Raw genomic sequence first — 17,618 nt, 5'->3', positions numbered from 1 at the left:
GAGTTGTTGCTGTTCGCCTCTATGCTCCTGGGCGGCTGGCTCGGATGGGAGACCGGCACTGCATTTAGGCGCCAATGGCTGGGGTGGATAGCAGGTATCGCTTCAGCACTCGCGCTTGGGTTCTTCTTCATGTGGCTCGGTTTTGAGCCGCACGTAAGCGAGCTGTCGGAATGATCGCTTCGAGGCTATAACGCCCCCTCACTGAAGGTGCTTCTTTGCCAGCGTCAGCGCCTCAAGCAGCGCATCCACCTTCGCCGCGTCAATCGCAACCCCCTTGCGACTTGGACCCCACGCGCCGCCGTCCTTCGGCATGAACCAAAGCCGCAGATCGACGGTTCGAAGCCCCCTCCACTCGTTCACCGACACCCGAAGCTCCGCGCGTCGGCCTTTCGGAATCGCCGCGATTGTGGTTCCCATCTGGACCCAGGGCACCACCTCGGGCGCAGGTGGCTCCCTTGGGGTTTTGGCGGCCAGCATGCCGTCGATCTGCGCCACCATTCGTTCGAAGCCAGACAAATCAAACTGCCAGTCCTTGATCGCCCGCTTCGCCTTCTTGGTTCCATCATCCTGGGGCGGCGCGTCCTTTAGCGCCTGAATGGACGCGGTGAGGCTGTTGCGGCTTGCGGTGAGTTCCGCCGCTCGTTCCGGCGACATCATTGACCCACCGCTTTCAGAACGCGCAGCACGCCGCGTGCGAGGCTCTCGCGATGGATCATTTGGATGCCTTTGCCGCGCTCATAGTCCAGCCGCGCGCCGCCCCCGCCCCACCCTGCAGCGCAGAGGTTGCGGCGCCGTAGCGGGAAGCGGTCGCGGCATTGCGGCTGCGGGATGCAGAGATCTCGCCGCCCTGGTTGATCGCTCGAGCGCGGTTCGTGCCGTCATAGATCGCCATGAGCGCGTCTTCTTCGCCGCCGGCCTGGATCTCTTCATCGATCTGCTCTGCAGTACCAACGCCCACCGTGACCCCGGACGCTGCGAGCGCGCCGCGCGCTTCGGCCCGCTGCTTGTCGGCCGCCTTGCGAATGGCCTTGGCCTGCAGTTGCGCCTCGCTCAATGCGAACTGCGCATCCTCGCGCGCCTGGTCCTGCTGCTGCTTGGCGATCTTGTCGGCCTGGTCGGCCTGCTCCATCTGGCTGTAGACCGAGACGGCCGTGCCGACGACAGAGGCCGCGGCAGCGGCATAGGCGAGAACGCCTCCTTCAACGACTCCCATGATTCACCTCCTTCGAAAAGCCGACACCGGCGTCGGCGAAACCCAATGAGCGATAGAGCCGCGAGGTGCTTTCAACCTCAATGCCCGTCGTAATCCCGACCTTCACCTGCCTGGCGCCGCGGCGCTCGCACCACCGCACGAAGGCGAGGATCAATGTCGTGCCGCGCATGTCCTTGCGCGCGTCGGGCAGCACGAAGAACGAATAGTCCACGCCGATCAGGTCATCGCTGAACCAGTTCGGAACTACCGCACCGGCAAATGCGCCGACGATGACGTTTTCCCGTCGCGAGACGAAGATGACGCCGTTCGGATCGGCAATCAAAGTGGCAAGCAGGCGCTCGACCTTCTGGCGGTCGAAGCCCAGCACCCGGTGATCCGAGCTTGCATGCAGTTCCTCTCCCATCTGCGCCAGCCGAGGCACGTCTTCCAAGGTGGCGGGCTCTACGAGGCCGTCGTATGCGCCAGCAATGGGCGCAATGGTTGCGGTCATGATTAATTCCTCCGGGCCGGCGCGGCCGGTGACGTGTGTGGTAACGGTCCCGTTTTCGGAACGGTTCCGTTTTTGGGACCGTTCGAAGACACCCAGTTTTGGGCTTACTTCAAGGCACCCGCTTTCGGGGGTCTTGCTTTCACCAATGGTGGGCATTGGTGCTTCACTCATGGCCAACCCCAAGGTCCAACTGAGGCGCAAGGCTGACCCGTGGAACCCGCTGGGTTCCTGGCGGGTTCGTCTTGGGTTTCGCGCAAGGAACCGGATCATCATTCGTGGCGCTGCGTGACTCGGCGTGACGTGGCGTGACGACCGCGCGCGATTCGGCCATCTCCGCTTGGAACTCGTTCGACAGATCGAGCGTTCCAGCGCTGTACCAAATTTCGACGCTGATGTCGGCGTTCGTTGCGTCCTGGTGCTCCCACAGCCACTGATCCAACTGCAGCACACGCTCGTGCAGCACTCTCAGCCGACGAGCCAGCTTGTCCACCGTCCGCAACGCGTCCGCTTCCGATGCAGACATTTCGCGGACGAGGCCCAGCTTCTCGGCCATGTAGCGGAGATGCAGCGGATGGATGTCCACCACGTAGCTGTCGCCCACCGATTCGTTCTCCAGCCGGATGCAGCCGTTTTCCAGCTGCTCGATCTTCAGGTGCGGGATCTCGGTGTTCATGCCTCGCCTCCCTTCAGAAAACGCGGGCCTTGGTGCTGAAACAGCACAAGAGGGCTCCCTACAGGTGCTGTTTCAGCACTAGGGCATCCGCTCGTAGGTGCTGTTTCAGCACTTGTAGCAAGGCCCTTTTTGCCTTTGCCTAGTGCCAGAACAGCACAACATCTAGAGAAGCCATGTACACCGGCATTCACGGCTTCACGCTCTTGTACTGGCCGCGGGGAAAGTCTCTGACTGCCATGTCCATCCCCTCGCACCAGTCGAGCGGCCACCAGGTGCACGCGAACCAAGCTGAGGTGCTGGGGAAGGCGCCCATTCGCGTCTCCACAACCAGCGAGCCCGACTGAAGCAATTCGCGCTTCGCGTCGATCAGCGTGTGCTTGCCGCGCCAACCCCGCTCCTCGCTCATGAACTTCCACCCCGCCAGCAGACGGCCATTGTTCTCGCCGACATATTGGCTGGCAATGTCCCACATCAGAGCCCGCGCGGAAGAGCCCAATGCTTTGTAGGGAACGCTTTCCATCACTGGCACGGGCACCAGGATGAATCGGCCGGCGTCGCGCCTGTCCTTCTTGAACTTGGAGGCCATGCATCACGCAACCCCTTCCGGCTCGCTGCGCAGGCGATACAGCGCGGCACGCGAATGCGTGAAGCCATCGCGATCTACGAGCGTGACACGGTGCGTCTCGATTGAATAGCCGAACAGGTCACGAAGCTCTTTCACGCGAGCCGGCGCCTGATAGATGCCAAGGCGCCGAAGGTCCTCGGTGCTCTGCGGCCTCGAGCGAAGCGCTTCCAGGATGCGCGCGCGCTGCTGTTCAGTTGCCGTGGACTTCGACGCGAGAACTGCGCTACCATCCGCCTGCATTCCTTTTTCGATTGCTGCCCTAGAGCCGTTCCCGCGGCCCTGGGGTTTATTTTTGGTGCTCGTCATGACGCGCACCTCAGGCAGCCATCTTCTCGCCGGCCTGCTGCTCGAAGGCCTCGATTTCCGACATTGACCAATATGGCGTGTCAGGGCCGAACGGATATTGAGGCTTCGGGATCTTGCCCTTGTTCAGCCGGTTGTAGAACGTGGCGGTGGGCATGTCTGCCCAGCGCTTGCGGAGTTGGGGCCCTCTGATCCAGGTGGCCTGAATTTGTGCTTCGCTCATTGCGCATACCTCTTGGGTAGTGGTTGGTATGCGTATCGTCTCGGCGACGCGCGCTCTTGGCGCGGATGACAGGCCCCCGTCTATTTTTCCGCGGCGTCTGCCTCGTTCTCTTGAAAGTAGATTTCGAGTTGCGGCTTTAGCGCGCGATAGCGCTTCTGCAGCGATGCCGGCTCCCCGCCGTTCTCGCCCTCAAGCACCTTAGCTGCGGCCTTGATCTGGCTCAGCCCTGGCGTTTCTTTCAGCAGTTTGTGCATTTCATAGCAGCGCCACCACGCAATGTTGGTGGTGTTCGCATCAGGGATGCGCGCCAGCGGGCTACCGCGAGCGGCACGCATCACAGCCGAATCGCCGGTATGAACCGCAGGGCCGATGATCCTACGCAATGCATCGGCCAGATCATGAGGCATGCGCACGCCGTTCTGCGCCAGTGTGGCCGGCGCAAGAGACTGCATGCAGAGTTGCAGCGCCCGCAATGCGGCATCGCGATCTCCTTGCTCAGCGTGATCGACGTACCAGCCGAGGGTGCGTTCTTCCCCTTTTAGGTCGGCGATCATCCAGCTCATCGGCACAGCACGACGCGCCGGTCGCTTGTCGTCCGGTGGCGGGTTATCGCTGGCGTTCGTCATGTTGAGTCAACCTTTGTAGCCATCTTTTGCCCCTCCATTGATCTCAAATTGCACGCGCCGGCTGCTTCTCCGCTCGTTTGCGGGCGATGTTCCCGATGAAGTCGGACACCCGCGCCGTGTAAGCAAAATCATTCGCGAAAAGACCTAGCAGGTCGAGCTTTCCTCCCTCGGGATCCCCGTCATCGGTCGGCACGCCGACGGCGCGAGCGATTACCAGTCCTGTAATTTCCCCGTTGCTGACACTCAAGTAGATTTTTCCCAGCTCCTTCAGCATTGCCTCTTTCCATTCCGCCATTTCTGTTTTCACGTCGTAGTTATTGCGCATGACACCCGTGAAGGGCACCACGTTTTCCCGCTTAGGCTTCCGGCCTTTGCGAGCGCCCGCGGCTGACGTTGCAGCAGGCCGCGCCGGGAATGGCAGGACGTTGGAGAGGGGCGCTGGCTTGCGCGGGGATTTAGTAGACTTCGGGGTGGCCATGATGTGCGTTTCCTTTCGCGGGTTGCACGTTGTGGTCTTGACGGCTGCAGGAGGTCAGAGCCCTGCGGCCGTCGCCTTTTGTGCCTCGCATTTATGCAGCGAGGCCGGTCAGTTCGTTCAGCGCTCCAGCATGCGGACAAGCACGGCGTCGTGTATCGCCTTGGCTCCCATGAAAGCGAGCGGCAGCGCGCACGCCAAGAAAGTGACTTGCCACACGACGGTGAACAGCCCCGAGAACCAGAGGCTTCCCATGACGCTGATGATGAGGTACGCCACTGCAGCACAGCGCGCACGCGCTTCTGCTCGGCTGGTGGAGGCAAGAGCGGCGGCGTTTTGATATTCCATGACTACCTCTTCTTGATTGGCAGCTGTTGATCCGTGGGTTCAGGAGCCTCGTCAATGCGATTGCGCACCCAAGGAGCGCCGCCGAGCCGCTTCAGCTTTCCCTTCTGCAGCTCGGTCATCTTGATCATCACGGGCACGGTTGCAACGCCAGGCTGAAGCCGCTTTCTCCCGACCCCGGCCCGTGCGCCACCATGTGTGTTCTTTGCTTCCATTTTGAAATGGTAAACCTTTTTCAAGATGACGCAAGAATTTTCTCGACTGGTGGCCGAAGTTCTAGACGGCAACAACGCTTCCATCTTGGTTCTCGGGGCCGGAATCGAACCGGCAAGAAGCGACGCACCCGCCGAAAGCTGGGTTGCGCAAGCAGGCTGCACAACCTCGCTCAAGAAAGTTGAGACGACTTGAGGAACCAGGGTGGCCACAACTTCCCGTGACAACGCCTGATAAGAAACGTTGTCTTTGAGCGTCACACATACCCCCCAGCGGGCCACACGCAGGCGCCAATTGAGGCGGCAGAGGATTTTGAGTCCCTTGCACGTTTCGCGTGGAACGAACCCAAAGCAGAATGCGCCAGTCCAAGGACTACAGATGACCTCTACTGCTACCGTTTCGGCGGCGTTGACCAGATCGCACCAGCTATCCGAATGGGTCCAAGCTCACCATCCCAGGAGGATCGATGCGAGCGGCGGTAGAAGGATTGCAGCCATTTGCTACGCGATCGCCCTCGATCACCGAGAAGCGATCCTGCTTCTGTTGGAGCGTGATGCTCGGAGCGCCGCTTTCGCGCTCGTCCGGTCAATTTATGAATCGTGGGTGCGTGGAACTTGGGCACAGGTCTGCGCAACACCGGCCGAGATCGAGCGCATAGAGGCGGGCGGCCATATGTCGAAGGTGGAGACGATGGTCAAGAAGCTGGATGCCCTGCCCCAGACCAAAGGAGCCTTCTCGCGAGTGAAGCGCTCAGCATGGGAGTGGATGTCTGACTACGCGCACGGCGAGCAAAGACAGATCGCCCGTTGGGTTGACGCGGACGGCATCGGCGCCGCTCACCCTGACGCGGAGGTGGCAGGTCTTCTACAGGCGCTTGATGTCTATGCCGTTCTTTGCCTTGCCGGGCTTTTGGACCTTGCAGGTGTTTCGACTGAGCCTTGTGCCATCAAGATGAATGAGGTCGCCTCCGCCTGACGAAGCCTTACGCCGCCTTGAGCGGTACTACATTCCCGGTCTTCGGAATGGTGTCGCAGAAGTCGGCCCATGCCTGCATCATCTTCAGGCGCTTGGCGAGCATGTCGCCACGGCGATAAGCAGCCTCCACTTTCGACTCGATAACGTGCGCCAGCGCCATCTCGGCCAGATCCCGCGGGAAGTTGGTCCGCTCCGCCGCCCAGTCGCGAAACGTGCTGCGGAACCCATGTGGCACGGCATCGACCTCCATGCGGCGCATCACGGCCGACAACGTCATGTCGCTGAGCACCTGCCCCTTCAAGCCCGGAAAGACGACCTCGACCTTCTCGAAGCGCGGGAGGGCCTTCAATAGCTTGATCGCCTGCTTCGACAGCGGCACGCGATGCTCTACCTTGCCCTTCATGCGCTCGCCAGGCACGGTCCACACCTTCTCGTCAAAGTCGAACTCGGACCAACGGGCGCCACGCACCTCTCCAGAGCGCGCCGCCGTCAGGATGGCGAACTCCAGTGCTCGAGCCCCCATACCTTCTATGCTCCGCACGCTAGACAGGAAGGCCGCCACGCCATCGACGGGGACCGCCGCATGGTGTTGCACCTTCGTGATCTTGCGCGGCTTTGGCAGAAGGTGGTCGAGGTGGCCTTTCCAGCGGGCCGGGTTCTCCCCTGCCCGGTAGCCACGCACAGTAGCCCAGTCGAGCACCTGTTCCAACCGGCCGCGCACCCGAGTGGCGGTTTCGGTTTTCGTCTTCCAGATCGGCTCAAGGATCTCAAGGATATGCGGAAGGCCAATGTCCCGGACGAGCATCTCGCCAATCACGGGGTCGGCGAAACGCTCAAGGGTGCTTTTCCACTGTGCCTCATGCTTCGCGTTCCGCCACTCTCCACTTTTGGCATCAACGAACGCGCGACGGCATTCGATGAACGTCTTCGCAGCGGCCGCGGACGCGAGCATTGCGCTCTTGGCAATCCGCCGCGCCTCCACCGGATCGATGCCAGCATCGATCTTTTCGCGCGCCGCCCTCGCCTTCTCGCGCGCCTGGGCCAAAGGAACGTCCGGAAACCCGCCCAAGCCCATGTCACGCCGCTTACCTCCGACCATGACTCGCAAGATCCAAGACCGCGCACCACTCGCGCTCACCTGCAGATGCAACCCCGCAACGCCGCCCACTGCGAAGTACCCCGGCGCTTTCAGGCGGGAGACTTCGATGGCACTCAGTTCTCGACTCTTGCGCGGCATGCGACCCCTCTGCTCAACAACTTACCCCACAATGTAGTTGCTATTCGATTGGAACGCAATGGAGTCTGCGGGAAGACTTTTCTCGCAACTCCCCTCGACACGGGCCAATCCAGTGGAATCGATTGGCACCCCCGGGACTTGGCAGTGGCAGACGCCTGCTCCGCCAGAGAAGTCATGGGTTTCATGCGGGTTTCCAGCCCGTCAGCATGTTGACCCGCATCAAACCCATCAATGCAGAAACGCTTGATGGGTTTTTTGTTGGAAAAGCGCGTTGCCTTGGCGCAACTGGGAGATTGGCCCAGCCCGCTTCGTCTGGCGCTACCATCCAAAGGTCTTACTTTCAAGCCTGCAAAAGGAGGAGCCTCGATGGCTGCACAGCCCCCCACCGTGCCGCGTGGCAAGACGTCGCTCGACAAGACGCTCAAGAAGAGCGAAGAAGTGGCCGCCGATGTGCAGCGGGCCTCGGACAATCTCGCCGTCGTGAACACGGTGCTCGAACAGGAGCTGCCGGACGAAGTGCAGGTTGGCGAGGTGGCGCAGGCCATCGAGCAGACGAGCCAGCTCGAGCAGAAGCTCGCCAAGTCGGCCGAGAAGCTGGCCGAGGTCAACGCGGCACTGAGCGAGGAAATCGAGAAGCGCCGCGAAGTGACGGCCGAGCGCGATGAAAGCCAGGCGCTGGCCGAAGAGCTCAAGGCAAGGATCCGCTCCGACAACAAGCACTGAGCGCAGCGCCGCGCCAGAACGCGCTGTCCGTATCCCTTCTCCTACGCTGCGGCCGCGTCCGGCACGCTACGCTATTGGTTCTCAGAACGAAACCACGGCATGGCCCTCATCACGTTCCTCGTCGAGGACAACAAGACCATCAGGGACAACCTGGTCCCGGCCCTCGAAGATCTGGTCAACGGCCAGGTCGTCGGCTTTGCCGAAACCGAAACGGATGCGCTCGCCTGGCTCGCCGTTCATCCCCATGACTGGCAACTGCTCATCGTCGACCTGTTCCTGAAGGAAGGCTCCGGCCTGGGCGTGCTCTCGGGCTGCAAGGCACGCGGTCCGGGCCAGCGCGTCGTGGTGCTGAGCAACTACGTCACCGCCGACATCCGCGCACGCTGCGAAGCGCTGGGTGCCGATGCGGTGTTCGACAAGTCGCGCGATCTCGACGCCTTCATCGAATACTGCAACACCGACCGGCCCTCGGGCTTCGCAAGCCTGGCCTGAAAATCGCGGCCGGCAGGCACAAAAAAAGGGCCCGAAGGCCCTTTTCTCTTTTGCGCGCCTGGATCAGCGAACCACGGCGATCTGCGTACGCACGCCACCCTTGTAGGTGAAGAGCGTCAGCGCGCCGTTCTTGATGTCGCCCTTTTCGTCGAAGGCGATCGGGCCGGTCACGCCCTTGTATTGCACCTTGCCGACTTCGGGCAGGTACTTTTCAGGGTCGGCGGAACCGGCCTTGACCATGGCTTCGGCCAGCACGTTGACCGCGTCGTAGACGTACGGCGCGTAGATCTGCACGTCCACGCCGTTCTTGGTCTTGAACCTGGCCTTGAAGTCTTCCAGCGGCTGCTTGAAGTCGCCGTCGACACCGCCGGCCTCGGCGCAGACCACCATCTCTTCGCCGATGGCGTCGCCAGCCAGCTTGGGCAGTTCGCCGGTGCACAGGCCGTCGCCGCCCATGAACTTGACGTTCAGGCCGAGCTGCTTGACCTGCTTGAGCATCGGGCCGCCGACGGCGTCCATGCCGCCGAAGAACAGCACGTCAGGCTTGGCGGACTTGAGCTTGGTCAGGATGGCGTTGAAGTCGGTCGACTTGTCGGTGGTGAATTCGTGGCCCACGATGGTCCCGCCGGCAGCCTTGGCCGCCTTCTCGAACTCTTCGGCAACGCCCTGGCCGTAGGCCGTGCGGTCGTCGATCACGGCAATGTTCTTGCCCTTGAGCGTTTCGACGGCGTACTTGCCGAGCGTGCCGCCGAGCTGGGTGTCGTCGGCCACCACGCGGAACGTGGTCTTGAAGCCCTGGCGCGTGTACTTGGGGTTGGTTGCCGACGGCGAGACCTGCGGAATGCCGGCGTCGCTGTAGAGCTTGGAAGCAGGAATGGTCGTGCCCGAGTTCAGGTGGCCGACGATGCCGTTGACCTTGCTGTCGACCAGCTTCTGGGCCACTGCGGTGCCTTGCTTCGGATCGCCGGCGTCGTCTTCTGCCAGCAGTTCGAACTTGGCAACCTTGTCGCCGATCTTCAGGCCCTTGGCATTGAGGTCTTCGATGGCCATCTTGGCGCCGAGCTCGTTGTCCTTGCCCAGGTGGGCAATGGCACCGCTGGTGGGGCCGACGTGGCCGATCTTGACGATCAATGCATCTGCCGGAGGCGCTGCAGGTGCGGGGGCCGCTGCCGTGGGCGCCGGAGCGGCGGGCGCAGCAGCTTCTTCTTTCTTGCCGCAAGCCACAAGCGTGAGAGCAGCCAGTGCGACCGCAGTCCATTTCAATTGCATGAGAACCTCCAGAACATTGATGAATAAACCAAAAACCGGTCGTGTGATCCGGGCGCGAAGACCTCGCAAGTTTCGCGCCGCAGACCAGCGGCACCCTCCCGCCCCATCGACCTGGCGCGCAGTTTAGCTGAAGCTTTATGCGCTGGAAGCTGGCGTAGACCCTGTGTTTTCAGAGAGCTCGGCGGCCATGGCTTCGATCACCAAGGCACGCAGCACGGCCTCGATTTCCTCGCGCAGCCGGGGCACCATCGCATCGAGCTGCTGCTGCACGGCGGCCGAGACCGTGTCGCTCAGGCGCTCTTCCAAAGACAGGTCGACGCGCTGCAGCACGCGGTGCAGAAGTTGCTCTTCGAGGCGGACGATTTCGGCCTCGGAGCGCTGCTCGGCCGGAGGCAATGCCACGGCTTCGGCGGGGTCGACCGCCGGTGGTGGCGGCGCGCTGGCGGGCGTTGCCGCCTCGGCGGCGCCCAGCGGCTCGGCAGGCAGGTCGAGCACCGTGGTCAGCGTGGGAACGAACCGGGGCGGCGTGCGCAGCGTGCTGGCCATCAGGAGGCGCTCCTTGCAAAGTCGTGCGGCTGGATCGAATAGCCCCGGTCGGCATAGTGGCGCCAGCGCGAGCGGCCGATCTGCCGATCGTCGGCCTCGTTGCTCACGATGTCGACCAGGCGCTCGAAGCGCTCGAAGCCGACGGGCACCGTGGGCCCGAGATTGACCAGCATCTCGCGGTGCGCGAGCCCCGCGGCGTCCGCGCCCTCGGCGCAAAGAATGACCGGCGAGCGCGCCACCAGGTGGGGCTGCGCATCGCCGCGGCAATGCGCGATGAAGTCGCAGGGCGAGAGCTGCCAGAGCGCCGCATCGACCGCCTCCAGCATCTGCGGCTCGCCCACCACGACCACCCGCAAGCCGCGCACGCTCACGGCCTTGCGCACCAGCCGGCAGGCGTAGTTCGCCTTGTCCGGCAGATTGAAGTGAAAGCCGATTTCCGTCACTGCGCGGACCGGGCCTTGCGCGCGGCCGCGCCGGGCTCCCTGCGCGCCGCCTTCTTGGGCGATACCGCCTGGGCCGCGCCGCTGCGCGCGCGTTCCATCAGATAGGAGACCAGCAGGCCCACCGGCCGGCCGGTCGAGCCCTTGGCCGCCCCGCTCTTCCAGGCCGTGCCTGCGATGTCCAGGTGGGCCCAGGTGAAATCGCCGGCAAAGCGCTGCAGGAACTTGGCCGCGGTGATGGCGCCGCCGGCTCGGCCGGCCACGTTGGCGACGTCGGCAAAGTTGCTCTTCAGGCCTTCGGCGTATTCGTCGTCCAGCGGCAGCCGCCAGCAGCGGTCCTGCGACTGCTCGCCGGCCGCCTGGAGCGCCTCGGCCAGCGAATCGTCGCTGGTGAACAGGCCGCTGCGCACGCCGCCCAGCGCCACCACGCAGGCGCCGGTGAGCGTGGCGATGTCGATCACGGCCGCGGGCTCGAAGCGCTTGGCATAGGTGAGCGCGTCGCACAGGATGAGGCGGCCTTCGGCATCGGTGTTGAGCACTTCGATGGTCTGGCCGCTCATGCTGGTCACCACGTCGCCGGGCTTGATCGCGCGGCCGTCGTTCATGTTCTCGCACGAGGGCACGAGGCCCACCACGTTGATGGCCGGCTGGATCTCGCCAAGCGCGCGGAAGGTGCCCAGCACGCTGGCCGCGCCGCACATGTCGAACTTCATTTCGTCCATTTCGGCCGCCGGCTTGAGCGAGACGCCCCCGGTGTCGAAGGTGATGCCCTTGCCGACCAGCACCACGGGCGCCTGGTCCTTGGGCCCGCCCTGGTAGCGCAGCACGATGAAACGCAGCGGTTCGGCCGAGCCCTGCGCCACGGCCGCGAACGAGCCCATGCCGAGTTTTTGCACTTCCTTGGGACCCAGCACCTCGCATTTGACGCGGGGCAGCTTGCCGAGCTCCTTGGCGGCCTCGGCCAGCAGCGTGGGCGTGCAGTAGTTGCCGGGGCGGTTGCCCCACTCCTTGGCGAGCTCGATGCCGGCGACGGTGGCACGGGCTTCGCCGAAGGCCGTGCCCACCGCTGCCGCGTCGGCCACGCCGAGCGTCAGGTGGCGGATGGTGCGCCCGTTCTCGCCGTTCGAGGCCTTGGCCTTGGTGGTGGTGTAGACGTAGCTGGCGTCGGCGGCGGCGGCCACCGCGCTGCCCACGGCAGCGCCGTCGGCCTCTTGCGCGAAGGCCATGACCACCCGCTTGGGCCCGTAGGCCTTGGCCGCATTGACCGCCGCAATGACGCCGCTGCGCACCGAGGCGGGCTTGCCGTCGCCGATGGCGGCCAGCACCACGCGCGAGGCCACCACCTCGTCGGGGTGGTAGAGCGCGAGCAGCTTGCCGGCCTTGTCGGGCAGGTCGCCGGCCTTGCGGGCGCTGGCGATCAGCGCGGACAGGGGGTCCTTGGCCGTGATGGGCGCGCTGCCGACGAGCACGATCAGCAGGTCGGATTTTTCGGCCGCGGCGCGGGCGACGGTGAGGGTCTTGAGCTGAAAGTCCATAATCCTTTTTTTCCTCGAACGATGTTATTCCATTCTTCCCTACGCAAGGAGCTGTCGCGCAGCTTCGGAGCGACCCTCGTGGTCCTGGTCACCATCGTGATGACCATGATGCTCATCCGCACGCTCGGGCTCGCCTCCAAGGGCAGCGTGAACCCGTCCGAAGTGTTCCTCGTGATGGCGTACACGGTGCTCGGCTACATGCCGACCATCCTGAGCCTGAGCCTGTTCATCGCCATTGTCGGCACCTTGTCGCGCATGTACCGCGACAGCGAGATGGTGATCTGGTTTTCCAGCGGACGGGGCCTGGCCGATTTCGTCGAGCCGCTGTTCCGCTTCGCCTGGCCGGTGCTGGTGCTGATCGCGGTGATGGCGCTGCTGGGCTGGCCGTGGGCCAACTCGCAGACCATCGGCATGCGGGCGCAATATGAAGGGCGCAGCGACATCGAGCGGGTCACGCCGGGCGAATTCCGCGAATCGTCCGGGCGCATGCGGGTCTTCTTCATCGACAAGGACACGCCGGATGGCGCCACGGCCACCAACGTGTTCATCTGGGCGGTCGAGCGCGGCCTGCAGATCACCACCTCGGCGCGCAGCGGACGCATCGAGAACGTCGGCAACAACCGCTTCCTGATGCTGAGCAACGGGCAGCGGCTGGAGCGGCCGCTGCTGCCCACCGCGGGGCTCAAGATCAGCGAATTCGAGACCTATGGCACCCGGGCCGGCGGCACCTCCGACTTCTCCGCCGACAACACGCCGGCGCGCGCCAAGCCCACGCTCCAGCTGCTGCGCGAGCCCGGCGACGCCAGCCACGGCGAACTGGCCTGGCGCATCGGCATGCTGCTGGCGGCCATCAATTTCGTGCTGCTGGCGCTGACGGTGTCGAGCGTCAACCCGCGCGTGGGGCGAAGCGGCAACCTGCTGTTCGCGCTGTTCGCCTTCGTCGTCTACTACAACATGCTCAACCTGGGCCAGAGCTGGATCAGCTCCGGGCGCTTCAGCATGGGCTCGTTCATGCTGCTGCTGCACGGCGGCGTCCTGCTGATCGGCGTGGCATGGCTGCTCCTGCGCAACAACAACTGGGGCCGCAGGCGCAGGACCGAGCACGTCATGGCCGGCGGCCTGCCGCCTTCGCCGCCCTCGAAAATCGACCCGACCTCGTGAAAACAATCCGACGCCTGATCTATGTCGAGGCACTGAAGGCCGTGGCTTTCGTGACCCTCGGCTTCCTGAGCTTGTTCTTCTTCTTCGACTTCGTCGACGAGCTGCAGTCGATCGGCCGGCCCGAAAGCCTTGCCTACGGCCCTGCGCAGGCACTGATCTACGTGACCCTGCTGATTCCGAGCCACCTTTACGAACTGCTCCCGATCACGGTGCTGATCGGCTGCATCTTCGTGATGGCGCGCCTTGCGCAAAGCTCGGAATACACCATTCTTCGCACCAGCGGCCTGGGGCCGTGGCGCGCGCTGCGCACGCTGCTGCTGCTGGGCGTGGGCTTCGTCTTCCTGACCTTTGCCATCGGCGACTACATCGCGCCGGCGTCCGAGCGCACCGGCCAGCTGCTCAAGTCGCGCTACCAGGGCTCCTACTCGCTGGTCGGCAACACGGGCGCATGGCTCAAGGAAAAGCGCGAGAACGTGTCCTATGCCGTCAACGTGCTGTCCATCGCGCGCGACGGTTCGCTCAAGAATGCGCGCATCTTCGAGTTCGACGCCAACGGCTATGTGCGCAAGCAGCTCGTCGCGTCCTCGGCACGCATCTTCGACGACCACTGGCAGCTGTCGGACGTCGAACTGCAGGACTACGAAACGCGCATCTCGGCAGAAAAGGCCCGTATCGTGACCACCAAGGTGCCGCAGCTCGACTGGCCGACCACGCTGACCAGCGAAATGGTGTCGGTGGCGCTGCTGCGGCCCGACCGAATGGGCACGCTGGACTTGTTCGACTACATCCGGCACCTGGAGGCCAACGGCCAGACCGCGCAGCGCTACGAGATCCAGTTCTGGCGCAAGGTCTTCTACCCGCTCTCATGCCTGGTGATGGTGGTGCTCGCCCTGCCCTTCGCCTACCTGCACTTCCGCCAGGCCGGCATCACCACCTATGTGTTCGGCGGCGTGATGATCGGCATCAGCTTCTTCCTGCTGAACAACGTCTTCGGCTATCTCGGCAACCTGAGCAACTGGTCGCCATGGCTCACGGCGGCGGCGCCCGGGCTCATCTATTCGGTGATGTCGCTGGCTGCCTTCAGCTGGCTGGTGCTTCGAAGGTAGCGAAGATGGCCACGGGGAATGCAAGGGGCATCGTGCTGCTGGCCCATGGTTCGCGCGACGAGCGCTGGCGCGAGCCCATCGAGGCGGTGGCCGCACGCGTGACGGCGCTCGACCCGCAGGCCCGCGTGGCCTGCGCCTACATGGAGCTTGCGGCGCCCGACCTGCGCACCGCGGCCGCGGCCCTGATTGCCAGCGGCGCCAGGAGACTTCGGGTGGTTCCGCTCTTCCTCGGCATGGGCAAGCATGCCCGCGAAGACCTGCCGCTTCAGGTGGATGCGCTGCGCCAGGCCTGGCCGCAGGTCGACTTCCAGCTGGCCGGCATCGTTGGCGAAGAGCCCGAGCTGGTCGATCTGCTGGCCAGAATTGCAAGCAAATCTTGAACTTGCAGCAATTTCCATAGACTCCGAAGGCATAATGAATTCCGCAATAAGACGGAATTTGATATGAATCTGCACCAGTTCAAGTTTGTTCAGGAAGCCGTGCGGCGCAACCTGAACCTGACGGAGGCGGCGAAGGCGCTGCACACCTCGCAGCCGGGCGTGTCCAAGGCGATCATCGAGCTCGAGGAAGAGCTCGGCGTCGAGATCTTCGCGCGCCATGGCAAGCGCCTGAAGCGGGTCACCGAGCCGGGCCAGCACGTGATCGCGAGCATCGAATTGATCATGCGCGAAGTCGGCAACCTCAAGCGCATCGGCGAGCAGTTCAGCGCGCAGGACAGCGGCACGCTCTCGATCGCCACCACCCACACCCAGGCGCGCTACGTGCTGCCGGTGCCGGTGGCCAAGCTGCGCGAGGCTTATCCCAAGGTCAACGTGAGCCTGCACCAGGGCTCGCCCGACCAGGTGGCACGCATGGTGATCGACGAGATCGCCGAAGTGGGCATCGCCACCGAGTCGCTCTCGGACTACACCGAGCTCGTGACCCTGCCCTGCTACGAATGGCAGCACGTGCTGGTGCTGCCCAAGGACCATCCGCTGACGGCCAAGGAGCGCATCTCGCTGGAAGACCTGGCGCACGAGCCCATCATCACCTACCACCCGTCGTTCACCGGCCGCACGCGCATCGACCATGCCTTTGCGCAGAAGAAGCTCACGCCGCGCATCGCGCTCGAAGCGATCGACTCCGACGTGATCAAGACCTACGTGCGCCTGGGCCTTGGCGTGGGCATCGTGGCCGAGATGGCGGTGCGCGACGAATCGAACGCCGATCTCGTGGTGCGCCCCATGGGCCATGTGTTCGGCCAGAACATCGCGCGCGTGGCTTTCAAGCGCAGCGCCTACCTGCGCAACTTCGTCTTCAAGTTTGCCGAACTGCTGTCCGACCGTCTCGACCGCAATCTGATTGCCAAGGCCCTGAGCGGCCACCAGCAAGACTACGAACTTTGATCCAGACCCCGATTCCGAATCCGATTCCGAGCACCACCATGAGCGCCCTTTCCTCCTCCCCCCGCACCCCGGAGATCGCCACCAAGCTGCCCGCCGTGGGCACCACCATCTTCACCGTGATGTCCGCGCTCGCGGCAGAGAAGAACGCGGTGAACCTCGGCCAGGGCTTCCCCGATTTCAATTGCGACCCGAAGCTGCTCGAAGACGTCACGGCCGCCATGGCCGCGGGCCACAACCAGTACCCGCCGATGCCCGGCATCCCGGCATTGCGCGAGGCCATCGCGCGCAAGATCTCTGCGCTCTATGGCCACGACTACAGCGCCGCCGAGGAGATCACCGTCACCGCCGGCGCCACGCAGGCGATCATCACCGCCATTCTTGCGGTGGTGCGCGCGGGCGACGAGGTGATCGTCCTGGAGCCCTGCTACGACAGCTATGTGCCCAACATCGAGCTGGCCGGCGGCCGCGTGGTGCGCGTGCCGCTGGTGCCCGGCACCTTCCGCCCCGACTTCGACAAGATCGCCGCGGCGCTCACCCCGCGCACGCGGGCGATCATCGTCAACACGCCGCACAACCCGAGCGCCACGGTCTGGACCGCCGCCGAGATGCGCAAGCTCGAGGAGCTGCTGGCACCGACCGACGTCCTCGTGATTGCCGACGAGGTCTACGAGCACATGGTCTACGACGGTGCGCAGCATGAAAGCGTGGCGCGCTTCCCGGGCCTGGCGGCGCGCAGCTTCATCGTGAGCAGCTTCGGCAAGACCTACCACGTCACCGGCTGGAAGGTCGGCTTCGTGGCCGCGCCCGCGCCGCTGATGGCCGAGTTCCGCAAGGTGCACCAGTTCAACGTGTTCACCGTCAACACGCCGATGCAGCATGCGCTCGCGCAGTACATGGCCGAGCCGGGGCCCTACCTCGAGCTGCCCGCCTTCTACCAGCGCAAGCGCGACCTGTTCGCAGCCGGCCTGGCGCAGAAGACCCGCTTCAGGCTGCTGCGCAGCGAGGGCAGCTATTTCCAGTGCGTCGACATCTCGGCGGTCAGCGACCTGTCCGAAGCCGAGTTCTGCCTGTGGCTCACGCGCGAGATCGGCGTGGCGGCGATTCCGCTGTCGGCCTTCTACGGCAACGGCTTCGACCAGCGCGTGGTCCGCTTCTGCTTCGCCAAGAAGGACGAGACGCTGCTCGCGGCGCTGGATCGGCTCGCACGGCTTTGACCCGGCTCGCGCGGCTTGAATGCCGACGGCCCCGGTAGGAAAGCCCTGACCGCCGAAGAAGCGGCTATCCGGCGCGGGCCCGGTCTCCTGGCACCGAGCATGAATGCTCGTAACAACAAGGTCCAGGAGAAACGCATGTCCCTCTCGTTCATTCTGCTGATCATCCTGATATTGCTTCTGATCGGTGCGCTGCCGAGCTGGGGCTACAGCCGGAGCTGGGGCTACTGGCCCAGCGGCGGGCTGGGCCTGGTCGTGCTGATCGTCATCATCCTGGTGCTCATGGGCCGCATATGACGCTGCCCGGCCCCTCGTGCACCTGAAAGGAGCCCGCGAGAAGCGGGCTTCTTTT

The 17,618-nt window shown here is 64.0% G+C and carries 25 protein-coding genes; 9 read left to right on the top strand and 16 right to left on the bottom strand.

The window, feature by feature from the left end:
• Positions 1 to 198: 198 nt before the first annotated feature.
• The 11 genes from ACAM58_RS13120 to ACAM58_RS13070 form a co-directional block, all read right to left on the bottom strand.
• Complete coding sequence (locus tag ACAM58_RS13120) at positions 199 to 657, bottom strand: transcriptional coactivator p15/PC4 family protein (RefSeq protein ID WP_369662940.1); 459 nt, start codon at positions 655 to 657, stop codon at positions 199 to 201.
• A 55-nt stretch (positions 658 to 712) separates the two neighbouring features.
• The gene (locus ACAM58_RS13115; RefSeq protein ID WP_369662939.1) at positions 713 to 1,213 is read right to left on the bottom strand and encodes a hypothetical protein; all 501 of its coding nucleotides are present in this window, start codon (positions 1,211 to 1,213) and stop codon (positions 713 to 715) included.
• A complete protein-coding gene (locus ACAM58_RS13110) occupies positions 1,200 to 1,703 on the bottom strand; it encodes an N-acetyltransferase family protein (protein WP_369662938.1) in 504 nt (167 codons plus the stop codon). Before ACAM58_RS13110 ends, ACAM58_RS13115 begins: the two co-directional genes overlap by 14 nt.
• Positions 1,704 to 1,866: 163 nt before the next feature.
• Positions 1,867 to 2,376, bottom strand: coding sequence for a hypothetical protein (locus ACAM58_RS13105; protein WP_369662937.1), 510 nt, complete (start codon positions 2,374 to 2,376; stop codon positions 1,867 to 1,869).
• 187 nt (positions 2,377 to 2,563) lie between these two features.
• On the bottom strand, positions 2,564 to 2,962 hold the full coding sequence (locus tag ACAM58_RS13100; RefSeq protein WP_369662936.1) for a hypothetical protein: 399 nt from the start codon (positions 2,960 to 2,962) through the stop codon (positions 2,564 to 2,566).
• Between the two features lie 3 nt (positions 2,963 to 2,965).
• Positions 2,966 to 3,307, bottom strand: a complete 342-nt coding sequence (locus ACAM58_RS13095; protein WP_369662935.1) for a helix-turn-helix domain-containing protein — start codon at positions 3,305 to 3,307, stop codon at positions 2,966 to 2,968.
• A 10-nt stretch (positions 3,308 to 3,317) separates the two neighbouring features.
• Positions 3,318 to 3,527, bottom strand: a complete 210-nt coding sequence (locus ACAM58_RS13090; RefSeq protein WP_369662934.1) for a hypothetical protein — start codon at positions 3,525 to 3,527, stop codon at positions 3,318 to 3,320.
• Between the two features lie 80 nt (positions 3,528 to 3,607).
• Entirely contained in the window at positions 3,608 to 4,153 is a 546-nt protein-coding gene (locus tag ACAM58_RS13085; protein WP_369662933.1) for a hypothetical protein, read from the bottom strand.
• 43 nt (positions 4,154 to 4,196) lie between these two features.
• A complete protein-coding gene (locus ACAM58_RS13080; RefSeq protein WP_369662932.1) occupies positions 4,197 to 4,631 on the bottom strand; it encodes a hypothetical protein in 435 nt (144 codons plus the stop codon).
• Between the two features lie 117 nt (positions 4,632 to 4,748).
• A complete protein-coding gene (locus tag ACAM58_RS13075) occupies positions 4,749 to 4,976 on the bottom strand; it encodes a hypothetical protein (RefSeq protein ID WP_369662931.1) in 228 nt (75 codons plus the stop codon).
• Between the two features lie 2 nt (positions 4,977 to 4,978).
• Positions 4,979 to 5,446 (bottom strand): hypothetical protein, encoded by a 468-nt coding sequence (locus tag ACAM58_RS13070; RefSeq protein WP_369662930.1) that lies wholly within the window; start codon positions 5,444 to 5,446, stop codon positions 4,979 to 4,981.
• 118 nt (positions 5,447 to 5,564) lie between these two features.
• Between ACAM58_RS13070 and ACAM58_RS13065 the strand changes: the two genes are divergently transcribed.
• Positions 5,565 to 6,161, top strand: coding sequence for a hypothetical protein (locus ACAM58_RS13065; RefSeq protein ID WP_369662929.1), 597 nt, complete (start codon positions 5,565 to 5,567; stop codon positions 6,159 to 6,161).
• Between the two features lie 7 nt (positions 6,162 to 6,168).
• Here the strand turns inward: ACAM58_RS13065 and ACAM58_RS13060 are convergent, their stop codons facing one another.
• Complete coding sequence (locus tag ACAM58_RS13060; RefSeq protein ID WP_369662928.1) at positions 6,169 to 7,398, bottom strand: tyrosine-type recombinase/integrase; 1,230 nt, start codon at positions 7,396 to 7,398, stop codon at positions 6,169 to 6,171.
• Positions 7,399 to 7,764: 366 nt separating this feature from the next.
• Between ACAM58_RS13060 and ACAM58_RS13055 the strand changes: the two genes are divergently transcribed.
• Positions 7,765 to 8,121, top strand: coding sequence for a hypothetical protein (locus tag ACAM58_RS13055; RefSeq protein ID WP_062367002.1), 357 nt, complete (start codon positions 7,765 to 7,767; stop codon positions 8,119 to 8,121).
• A 99-nt stretch (positions 8,122 to 8,220) separates the two neighbouring features.
• Entirely contained in the window at positions 8,221 to 8,613 is a 393-nt protein-coding gene (locus ACAM58_RS13050; RefSeq protein ID WP_012747838.1) for a response regulator, read from the top strand.
• Positions 8,614 to 8,676: 63 nt separating this feature from the next.
• Here the strand turns inward: ACAM58_RS13050 and ACAM58_RS13045 are convergent, their stop codons facing one another.
• The 4 genes from ACAM58_RS13045 to ACAM58_RS13030 all read right to left on the bottom strand — a co-directional run bounded on the left by ACAM58_RS13045 (position 8,677) and on the right by ACAM58_RS13030 (position 12,403).
• On the bottom strand, positions 8,677 to 9,882 hold the full coding sequence (locus tag ACAM58_RS13045; protein ID WP_012747837.1) for a branched-chain amino acid ABC transporter substrate-binding protein: 1,206 nt from the start codon (positions 9,880 to 9,882) through the stop codon (positions 8,677 to 8,679).
• Between the two features lie 135 nt (positions 9,883 to 10,017).
• Positions 10,018 to 10,428, bottom strand: coding sequence for a hypothetical protein (locus ACAM58_RS13040; RefSeq protein ID WP_369662927.1), 411 nt, complete (start codon positions 10,426 to 10,428; stop codon positions 10,018 to 10,020).
• A complete protein-coding gene (locus ACAM58_RS13035; RefSeq protein WP_062367009.1) occupies positions 10,428 to 10,871 on the bottom strand; it encodes a DNA polymerase III subunit chi in 444 nt (147 codons plus the stop codon). Before ACAM58_RS13035 ends, ACAM58_RS13040 begins: the two co-directional genes overlap by 1 nt.
• Positions 10,868 to 12,403 (bottom strand): leucyl aminopeptidase, encoded by a 1,536-nt coding sequence (locus tag ACAM58_RS13030; RefSeq protein ID WP_369662926.1) that lies wholly within the window; start codon positions 12,401 to 12,403, stop codon positions 10,868 to 10,870. The genes ACAM58_RS13035 and ACAM58_RS13030 overlap by 4 nt, the downstream gene beginning before the upstream one ends.
• A 21-nt stretch (positions 12,404 to 12,424) precedes the next feature.
• Between ACAM58_RS13030 and lptF the strand changes: the two genes are divergently transcribed.
• The 6 genes from lptF (at position 12,425) to ACAM58_RS13000 (ending at position 17,563) form a co-directional block, all read left to right on the top strand.
• Positions 12,425 to 13,564 (top strand): LPS export ABC transporter permease LptF, encoded by a 1,140-nt coding sequence (gene lptF, locus ACAM58_RS13025; protein WP_012747833.1) that lies wholly within the window; start codon positions 12,425 to 12,427, stop codon positions 13,562 to 13,564.
• A complete protein-coding gene (gene lptG / locus ACAM58_RS13020) occupies positions 13,561 to 14,670 on the top strand; it encodes an LPS export ABC transporter permease LptG (RefSeq protein ID WP_012747832.1) in 1,110 nt (369 codons plus the stop codon). Before lptF ends, lptG begins: the two co-directional genes overlap by 4 nt.
• A gap of 5 nt (positions 14,671 to 14,675) precedes the next feature.
• Positions 14,676 to 15,050, top strand: coding sequence for a sirohydrochlorin chelatase (locus tag ACAM58_RS13015; RefSeq protein WP_062367017.1), 375 nt, complete (start codon positions 14,676 to 14,678; stop codon positions 15,048 to 15,050).
• Positions 15,051 to 15,113: 63 nt separating this feature from the next.
• Entirely contained in the window at positions 15,114 to 16,055 is a 942-nt protein-coding gene (locus ACAM58_RS13010) for a CysB family HTH-type transcriptional regulator (RefSeq protein WP_369662925.1), read from the top strand.
• Between the two features lie 38 nt (positions 16,056 to 16,093).
• Positions 16,094 to 17,269, top strand: coding sequence for a pyridoxal phosphate-dependent aminotransferase (locus ACAM58_RS13005; RefSeq protein WP_307595463.1), 1,176 nt, complete (start codon positions 16,094 to 16,096; stop codon positions 17,267 to 17,269).
• 135 nt (positions 17,270 to 17,404) lie between these two features.
• The gene (locus tag ACAM58_RS13000) at positions 17,405 to 17,563 is read left to right on the top strand and encodes a DUF3309 family protein (protein ID WP_012747828.1); all 159 of its coding nucleotides are present in this window, start codon (positions 17,405 to 17,407) and stop codon (positions 17,561 to 17,563) included.
• Positions 17,564 to 17,618: the final 55 nt, after the last annotated feature.

The sequence above is a fragment of the Variovorax sp. V116 genome, from assembly GCF_041154435.1.
GTDB lineage: Bacteria > Pseudomonadota > Gammaproteobacteria > Burkholderiales > Burkholderiaceae_C > Variovorax > Variovorax paradoxus.
This window is presented reverse-complemented; position numbering and strand designations above follow the sequence as displayed.